Origin of the sequence: Actinoplanes sp. NPDC051633 (assembly GCF_040681735.1) — a bacterium.
Taxonomy (GTDB): Bacteria; Actinomycetota; Actinomycetes; order Mycobacteriales; family Micromonosporaceae; genus Actinoplanes.
The window spans coordinates 1-8,317 of the sequence record NZ_JBFAZH010000235.1 but is presented as its reverse complement, the minus strand read 5'-3'; the positions used below and the strand labels follow the sequence as shown (position 1 = coordinate 8,317).

Sequence of the window (8,317 nt, the reverse complement as noted above, 5' to 3'; positions counted from 1 at the left end):
GGGCCCGATGCGCGAGGATCCTAATCATGTTAGGCGAGCCGAAGCGCGATAGGGCAGCCGAACGTCGTACGGCGACGCGGCGGGAGATCATCGACGCTGCCTGGCAGGTCGCTCGCGACAAAGGGCTGGCTCAGGTGACGCTGCGGGACGTGGCCGACCGGGTCGGGATGAGGGCCCCTTCGCTGTACACCCACTTCGCGTCCAAGAACGCGATCTACGATGCGATGTTCGGCGACGCCTGGACGCAGTTCCTGGAGTTCTCGAAGGCGGCGGAGGCCGACGAGCCCGGCACCAGCCGTGCCGCCATGCGTTATTACGCCCGAGTGTTCTTCGACTTCGCGGTCGCGTTCCCGGCCCGGCACCAGCTGATGAATCTCCGGACGATCGCCGACTTCACGCCGAGCCCGGACGCCTACGCACCCTCCGTGGCGCTGATGGAGGACTTCATCGCCCGGATGGCCCGCCATGGCGTCCGCAGCCAGGACGACATCGACCTGTACGTCGCCATCGTCTCCGGGATGGTCGACGCGCAGCTCGCCAACGACCCGGGCGGCACCCGCTGGTCGAGACTCCTCGACCGCGCCATCGACATGTTCGCCGACAACGTCGGCATCACCAGCGAGAGGAGCCGGCCATGACCGCATCGGTGCTGCCCAGGAGCGAGGCACCACCCCGGCGCCCGGGCATCGAGCGTGACCAGGCGATGCGTCTCGCCGCCGCCGAGTACGCGCGTTGCGCGGACCTGATGGCGCGGCTGGAGTCCGGACAGTGGTCGGCCCCGACGGCCAACACCGGCTGGGACGTCCGTGACACCGCCGGCCACATGCTCGGCATGGTGCAGATGATGAGCAGCCTGCCGCAACTGCTCGGCCAGATGTCGACATCGACGCGCGAGGCGAAGAAGGCCAAGGCGCCCGTCTCCATCGACTTCCTCACCGCGTTGCAGGTCCGGCGCAACGCCGGGCTCACCACCGCCGAGCTCCTCCAGCGGTGGCGGGAGCTGACACCGGCCGCGGTCCGCGGTCGCCGCCGCCTGTCCCGCCTCCTGCACGGCCGCGCGATGCCCGAGGCTCAACTGGTCGGCGGCCACCTGGAGCGGTGGACGTTCGGGTTTCTGGTGGACGTCGTCCTGACCCGCGACCCGTTCATGCACCGCCTGGACATCTGCGCCGCCACCGGCCTGGACCCGCAGCCCACCGCGGAGCACGACGGCCGCCTCGTCGACGACATCGTGCGCGAATGGACTCAACGCCACGGGCAGCCCTGCACACTGGAACTCACCGGCCCAGCCGGCGGCGTCTGGGGCAGCGGCGGTGAGCGGGTCACGCTGGACGCGATGGAGTTCTGTCGCAAGATCTCCGGGCGCGGCGAGGCCACCGGGCTCCTGGCCACCGCGGTGCCCTTCTGATCACAGAGCTTGTCTGATCAGAAGTCGTGCGCCGCAGCACCTCATCCCTGCGCGAAGTTCACCAACTCCCCCATGGTGAACCGGCTCGCCGGAGCGATCGGAGCGGACGGGCGCCAGGCCGTCCTCGCGTTCAGGAAGGAACCCCGGTCGCAGGACAGGATCCCGAGGATGACCTCGGCGATGAGGCGGCCGCCCACCGGACCGAGCCTCCGGCCACCGGTGCGGATCTCCGCCTCGCGGAGGATGTAGAACCAGAGCGGCGCCTTGCCACCCCATCCGGGGTTGCCGGCGTCGGGCAGGCCGAGCTCGGCATTGGTCAGCGGGACCTGACCCATGGTGCGGGCCACGTCCTGACCCGCCGGGAGGCCGAGTCGCTTGCCGCGGATGAGATTGCGCTCGGCCAGCGAGACCATGGGGTCGCTCACCACGGTGGGTGGCAGGTTGAGCAGCGGGATCGCGAGCTTGGCGTCGATCAGCCTGGCCGGATTGCGCGGGTCGGCCGGGGCGCCGGGTACGTCGAAGAACCGCCACCATTCGATCTCGGCGGTCGCCGGGAGTGGCCGGGAGCCGCGCAGGTCGGGTTCGACGGGGTCGAACATCCGCGCCCCGCCGCCGGCGTTGAGCGCATAGCCGGCGCGGACCATGCTGTGCCCGAATCGGTACGCGGCGACGGAGTACTCGATCGGCATCATCGGCTTGAGCACGTTGACCGGTTTGTAGAACTCCGTCTTCACCCTCAGCGGCGTGCCGATGAGCAATCGCGCGATCATGTCGGCGCCGACGATGCTGGGCAGGAAGTCGTGCACGATCACCCACTGGAAATGCCACCGGGTCAGCCGCTGAGCCTCCGCCAGGGTGCCGGCCAGACCGGTGTCGAGGCACCGGTTGTGGAATTTCACGAAGAGCAGATGCAGCTGCGCGAGGATCAGGTTCTCGTCGTTGCGCGGGTCGCCGATGTACGCGGTGCCGTCGGTGCGCCGCGGCAGGTCGTCGACGCCCTCCGCGTTCCGCACCACTCGAAGATGTGTGCGGTCGGACTCGTAGAATGCGGAGTCGATCGTCGGGCCGCGGCCGTATACCGATGCGAGATCGAAATACGGAGTGTCGAAATTGGTCAGCCCTTTCGGGTCGGCCTGTTGTTCCGGCATGGGAGTGGTGTCGAAGGTCATGTCGTGGTCGATGAACTGGCCGAGAAAGGTGTCGCCCGCCAGAATGTCCGGGTTATCCAATGTGGCGCCGGACGGCTCACCCATCTGGGCGGCGAGATCTCGCAGCAGCCCATCGGGTGGGCCGAAGCTCGCCGCCTTCTTGAACATGACCCCGAAGCGGGCTTCTCTCTCCCGGCCCGCGGTCTGCACGATGTCGATGCCGCGCAACTGGCCGGCGTGTGTCCACGGTCTGGCCGGTGCGCTCGGCGCCTGTGCCGCGTCGGCGCCGATCGGCCCGAACATCGCCGTTCCGCCGGCGACTGCGGCAGCTGCGCCCGCGCCCGAGATGACACCGCGGCGAGTGAGCCGCCGAGGGCGGTCGGCACCGTCGGCTCCGGGCTCGACATGTCTGCCGCGGTACGTCATAGCGGTTCTTCCCATCCGTCGTCCGTGACCCTGGGTGCCATCGGTCATCGATGGACGACGAGTTGTCTATCACGGACGGCAGAATGCCGCGAGTGGACGAATGGCAGATACTCGGGGCCCTCCACCTGACCGCATACGCAATTCGTCGGATTCCGCACGGATGCCGTCGCCGAGCACCGTCGAGAAAGGCCCGTTCGGTGGGTTTCCGACGACAATGGAGTTGAAATGAAGAACGTTCGACGGCGGATCAGAGTGGTCGTGGCGTCAGGTCAGGTCAACTCGACCTGGGTCACGACATCGACGCCCCAGAATGTCGATGGCCTCCAGCGCAGCGTGGCGTCGGCGTTGCGGGCGTGCGCGTCGCGCAAGAGATCGACTGTCAGCCGTTCGTCGGAGCTCATCGGCGCGTACATCGGCACATGCAGGACGGTCGACCCGAGTGTCGCCGTGAAGAACGGCACCGTGTTGATGTGCGCCACTCCGACCGCCTGCGGGGCGAGCGGGCCGCCGGTGAATTCCTCGTCGGCCGCGGTCTGCTTCTCCCAGGCGTACAGCGCCCGGGTCGGGTCGACCGGCACCAGGTCCGAGTCACCGGGCCAGTCGGGTCCCGCCACGTCCGCACGGTTGACCACCGCCCACAGCTCGAAGTGCAGGTGCGGTTCGGTGGGTTCCGCCGATACCGCGGCGAACGGCGCTCCCTTCTGGACGAAGTCGCCCACGGCGACCGTGACGTCGGTGATGTGGTTGTACTTCGTGACGAACCCCAGGCCCTGCGGGTGGTGATCGATGGTGACGTTGCCGCGGATGCCGGCCGGGTCGGTCTCGACCTGGACAACCCGGCCGCTGTACGCGGCGAACACGCAGTTCCCGGCCGCGGCGGCAAGATCGACGGCCTCGTGGATCTGGTTGGCGAAGTGCACGTCGGCACCGGTCGGGTTGCGCGGATCGTCGGCCGGGATGATCTGTCCGGTGGCACACGGCGGCGGGCCGGGCAGCGGTTTCGGCCGCAGCGAACCGAACCGGCCGTTCTCGTGCCGGAAGGTGAGTGGCAGATCCAGCGGCGGAACGAACAGCCAGCCGTGACCGGTGGTCGGAATCAGCGCCATGCCGCGTACCGTAGTGCGGCGGACGCGCCCGCGGAGGGCTCGGGCGATGTCGGGAATCGGCAGATCGGCTGCGCCGGGTCCCGCACACGCGGACGATGCGATCGTGAGCCTGTCGAGCGTGCGGCACCCCCTGACCGCCGGGTCGTCCCGCCTGGCCGAGCTGGCGGACGGCTACCTGACCACCCAGCTGTTGTACGTCGCGGCGAAGCTGCGGCTGGCGGACCTGCTGGCCGGCACGTCGGCCACCGGCCCGGCGGTGGCGGCGGCCGTCCACGCGGATCCGGATGTGATCACCCGCGTCCTGCGCGGGCTGTGCCTGCAGGACGTGTTCGTCGAGGATCCCGACGGGCGGTTCTCCCTCGGCCCGCTCGGCGAGTACCTGCGCGACGGCGTGCCCGGGTCGCAGCGGGGGCCGATCCTGGCCCGGGGTGAGGTGTACTTCCCGACCGCCGACAAGTTGATCGACGTGGCGACCGCGGGCGCATCCGCCTTCGAGCTGACGTACGGGCAGCCGTTCTTCGCGCACCTCGACAGCGTCCCGGCGCACCGGGAGGCGTTCGAGGCGTCGATGGCCGGCCGCGCCGCCCATGAGGCCGCCTCCGTCGTCGCCGCGTACGACCTGTCCGGGCTGAATCGGCTGGTCGACGTGGGCGCCGGTCCCGGCCTGATAACCCACGCCGCCCTCCGTGCGGAGCCGGCCCTATCGGCGACGCTGGTCGATCGGCCGGCCATGCTGGACCGGGCCAGGCTCGAGATGGAGCGGGCCGGGCTGGCCGACCGGTGCACGTTCGTCGCGGCGGACTTCTTCGACTCGGTGCCGGCCGGCGCCGATGCGTACCTGCTGTCACGCATCCTGCACGACTGGGACGACGACGCCGCGACGCGCATTCTCCGGGTCTGCCACGCCGCGATGCGGCCCGGCGCCCGGCTGCTCATCATCGACGCGATCTTGCCGCGGCAGGCCCGCGACGTGCCGGCCGCCATCCGCATGGACCTCCTCATGCTGCTGCTTCTCGATGCCCGTGAACGCACCATGCCGGAGTTCGATCAGCTGCTGTCCGGGGCCGGGTTCCGCGTGCGCGACGTCTTCCCCACCGATTCCCCGACCGGGCTGGCCGTCATCGAGGCGGAGGCCGTGGGCCCGGTCAGAGCTCGGCAGCCGGGTCGACGATGACGTACGGCCGCGGCGGCAGGAGGCCGCCACTGGTCGCGCCGAGAGGCAGATACGGCACCGGGTTGATCACACGCGGGACGGCTGCCTGCGCCGGGCGGAGGGTCGCCGGGACCACTTCGCCGCGGGCGTTGAGCAGCCCGAAACAGTAGCCGGCCCGCTTGGCACGGTGGATCACCTGCGGCAGGGCGGCCTGCACGGCGGCGCCCGCCGCGGAGTCGATCGGGCCGTCGTGCATCAGGATGACCAGCCCGGGGCGCAGGGCGTTCACGATCGTGTCGCGGATCTCGTCGCTGGTCGTGGCGACGTCCCAGTCCACCGCGACCACGTCCCAGTTGACGTAGTGGTAGCCCAGGCGGGTGAGCTGCGCCCGAACCGCGTCATCGATGTCGCCGAACGGTGGCCGGAGGAGCTTGAACGGCATCGGTGCGCCGGCTTTGCGGAGCACCTGCTGGGTCCGGAGCACCTGCGACCGCACCTGCGCCGGCTCGAGCGCGGGCAGATGCGGGTGACTCCAGGTGTGGTTGAGGACGAGATGACCTTCGCGGGCTTCGAAGGCGGCGAACTGTGGATTGGCCGCGACGCGCATGCCGACGTCGAAGAAGGTGGCCGGAACGCGATTACGGCGCAGGGTCCGAAGGGTCGCCGTACGGTAGTGGCTGGGGCCGTCGTCGAAGGTCAACCCGATCCATTCACGACAACTCCGGTCGTGCCCCCGGTCCGTCGTCCCCGCCCAGCCGGGCCCCGTCAGGGCCGACATGGCCAGAGGAAGCCCGAGCGCCGCCGCCAGCAGCCTGCGAACAAAGCCATTCATTCTTCCTCCCCTATGTCTCGGGTGGCAGAACGGACGCTACTCCTGCCCTCGGCCGGCGGCTCAGCCGCGCGGCTCGCTCGTCGGGCGGCGGCCTCCGTGGGAGGCGACCAAGGCCTCGGCAACGACCGCGGCGTCCGCCTCGGCGACCTCCGCCGGGTATTCCGGCAGAAGATCGTCCCACACGACCAGCCACGACCCGTAGAGCTGCGCCTGCCCCTCCGGCCGGGCGAAGAACCAGATGTGCAGGTGCGCGCCACCGTCCCCGATGCGATAGAGGTGGGCCCGCGAGACGTGCGGCAGTGCCTGCATGTGACGGACGATGCGCGTGCTGAGAAGTCCCAGTTCAGCGGCCAACTCGTCCGGGAGATCCGCCATGTCGTGGTGGTCGCGCGGATACAGCATGAGCACCAGCGGGACACCGACTCCCGCGACCCGCGCCAGCCGCCATCGATCGTTGAGCCAGATTCCCTCGTCGCGGTTGCGGCAGGCGCTGCAATCCGACGGGTCCTCGCCGTGCCTGGCCGGCTCGGGCAGCACCGGCGGCCGCAGCGGCGTGACCCGCAGCCCGTCCGGCTCGAACGGGCTGATGTCCCATCCCGTCATGCGGGCTAGCGGGAGCCGGCGGTCACCGTCGGCGATGGCCACTGCACGGTCATAGAACTCATCCGGTCGCAAAGCCATGCCGCGAACATTAGTGCGCCGAGCACGACGAGGCTGCTACTCGGTGCGCAGCGCCACCGCCGTCCGGGTCCTGGCCGCCCAGCCGGCGGGCAGCAGCGCGCCGACCAGCGCGATCGCCGGTCCGCCGAGGGCCAGCGCGATCAGCAGGCCGGGGCCGTACACATCCAGAAGGCTCCCCGGCAGGTGCAGGCCGCCGCTGGCGGCCATCGCGGGAACGACCAGGCGTTGCATGGTCACACCGACGGGTACGCCGAGCAGCCCGCCGGCCAGGCCCACGCCGGCGACGGACGCGACCACCATCGCGATCGTCTGCCGCGGTGTCATGCCGAGCGCCTTGTGCACACCGAGGTCGTGCACCCGGTCGCGCAGGTCGAGGATGAGCATGTTGAGCACGCCGAGCGCGGCCACCGCGATGAGCAGCAACGTCAGCGTGCCGGTCAGCGCCTGGACGACCACGAGCAGCGGGTCGACCTCGGAGCCGTTCGGCTGCGCGGTCAGGCCTTGGGAGGCGAACGCCGTGGTCAGCGCCTCGGCGTAGGCGCCGGCGTCGGTGCCGTCGGTGAGCGCGATGCGGAACTCGTCCGATCCCAGATCGGGGATCGTCCCGGCGTCGGTGAACACCCCGCGGCCGGTGTCGAAGACCTCGCCGACGATGCGCAGCCGCACGGATGTGCCGCCGGCATCGATCGTGACGGTGTCCCCCACCCGCGACCCGGTCGCCGCCAGGAAGGGGGCCCCGGCGACGGCCTCGCCGGGTGCGGCGAACCAGCGCCCGGACACCATCTCGAACCCGTCCCAGGAGGCGTCGCCGGCAACGGTGGTGACGGGGAACGGATCGGTGAGGCCCGCGGCGGTGGCGGGCGCCTGCGTGATCCCGTACGCCGCGCGCGTGCCGTCCCGCGCCGCGATCGTGGCGAGCACGACCGCCGGGTCGGCGGTGGATCTGCCGGCCAACGTGACGTCCGCGGTGTTCTGCTGGACGGCGGTCTGGATGCGGAGCAGCGAAGCGCCGAGCCCGATCGCGAACGTGGCCGCCGCCGCGCCGGCCGTCACCGCCAGCAGGATCGCCATGGTGCGGACCGGCCGGGCGAAGGGACGGGCGACGCCCAGCCCCACCGGCCGGGACACGGGCAGCCGCCCGGCCAGCCGCGCCGCCCACCGTCCACGTGCCGGCGCGGGTGTGCGCCCGACCGCGATGGCGTCCACAGTGCGCAGGCGGCCGGCCCGCAGCGCCGCCGCCCAGGCGGTCACCGCCACCACCGCCAGCACCCCGGCGGCCGCCAGGACGGTCACCCACCACGCGATCGTGGTGTTCGCGGAGCCGTAGATCTCCTCGGTCTCGGCCAGCACCGGCAGCGCGATCAGGTTGCCGGCGACGATGCCGGCGACCGCGCCGCCGCCGGCCGGTAGCAGCGCCTGGGCGACGTACGCGCGGACGATCCCGGCCGGTGTGCACCCGAGCGCCTTCAGGATGCCGATCCGCCGGGTGGCCGCGCCGACCGTCCCGGCGGCTTAATAGCTCACGCTATGCCGACATTCGTCTCCAAGTTTAGTTAAGGGTTC

The 8,317-nt window shown here is 70.7% G+C and carries 9 protein-coding genes; 4 read left to right on the top strand and 5 right to left on the bottom strand.

The genetic code is table 11. From position 1 onward, the window contains the following. The first annotated feature begins 26 nt into the window (after nucleotides 1-26). Nucleotides 27-638 (top strand): TetR/AcrR family transcriptional regulator, encoded by a 612-nt coding sequence (locus AB0M20_RS15710; protein WP_364298570.1) that lies wholly within the window; start codon nucleotides 27-29, stop codon nucleotides 636-638. After that, on the top strand, nucleotides 635-1,408 hold the full coding sequence (locus AB0M20_RS15705) for a maleylpyruvate isomerase family mycothiol-dependent enzyme (RefSeq protein WP_364298568.1): 774 nt from the start codon (nucleotides 635-637) through the stop codon (nucleotides 1,406-1,408). The genes AB0M20_RS15710 and AB0M20_RS15705 overlap by 4 nt, the downstream gene beginning before the upstream one ends. A gap of 41 nt (nucleotides 1,409-1,449) precedes the next feature. Here AB0M20_RS15705 and AB0M20_RS15700 read toward each other — a convergent pair whose 3' ends face one another. Next, on the bottom strand, nucleotides 1,450-2,859 hold the full coding sequence (locus tag AB0M20_RS15700) for a heme peroxidase family protein (protein ID WP_364298566.1): 1,410 nt from the start codon (nucleotides 2,857-2,859) through the stop codon (nucleotides 1,450-1,452). A gap of 392 nt (nucleotides 2,860-3,251) precedes the next feature. Next, a complete protein-coding gene (locus AB0M20_RS15695; protein WP_364298564.1) occupies nucleotides 3,252-4,088 on the bottom strand; it encodes a M23 family metallopeptidase in 837 nt (278 codons plus the stop codon). Nucleotides 4,089-4,191: 103 nt separating this feature from the next. Between AB0M20_RS15695 and AB0M20_RS15690 the strand changes: the two genes are divergently transcribed. Beyond that, a complete protein-coding gene (locus AB0M20_RS15690) occupies nucleotides 4,192-5,262 on the top strand; it encodes a methyltransferase (protein WP_364298562.1) in 1,071 nt (356 codons plus the stop codon). Here the strand turns inward: AB0M20_RS15690 and AB0M20_RS15685 are convergent. From AB0M20_RS15685 to AB0M20_RS15675, 3 genes are all read right to left on the bottom strand, one after another. Next, nucleotides 5,234-6,073: a polysaccharide deacetylase family protein gene (locus tag AB0M20_RS15685; protein ID WP_364298560.1), complete on the bottom strand. Its 840-nt coding sequence runs from the start codon at nucleotides 6,071-6,073 to the stop codon at nucleotides 5,234-5,236. The two genes, AB0M20_RS15690 and AB0M20_RS15685, sit on opposite strands and share 29 nt — an antisense overlap. Nucleotides 6,074-6,133: 60 nt before the next feature. Beyond that, the gene (locus AB0M20_RS15680) at nucleotides 6,134-6,718 is read right to left on the bottom strand and encodes a hypothetical protein (protein ID WP_364298558.1); all 585 of its coding nucleotides are present in this window, start codon (nucleotides 6,716-6,718) and stop codon (nucleotides 6,134-6,136) included. Nucleotides 6,719-6,790: 72 nt separating this feature from the next. Continuing rightward, on the bottom strand, nucleotides 6,791-8,194 hold the full coding sequence (locus AB0M20_RS15675) for an ABC transporter permease (protein WP_364298572.1): 1,404 nt from the start codon (nucleotides 8,192-8,194) through the stop codon (nucleotides 6,791-6,793). Here AB0M20_RS15675 and AB0M20_RS15670 point away from each other — a divergent pair. Beyond that, a complete protein-coding gene (locus AB0M20_RS15670) occupies nucleotides 8,121-8,270 on the top strand; it encodes a hypothetical protein (RefSeq protein WP_364298556.1) in 150 nt (49 codons plus the stop codon). The genes AB0M20_RS15675 and AB0M20_RS15670 overlap by 74 nt on opposite strands. Nucleotides 8,271-8,317: the final 47 nt, after the last annotated feature.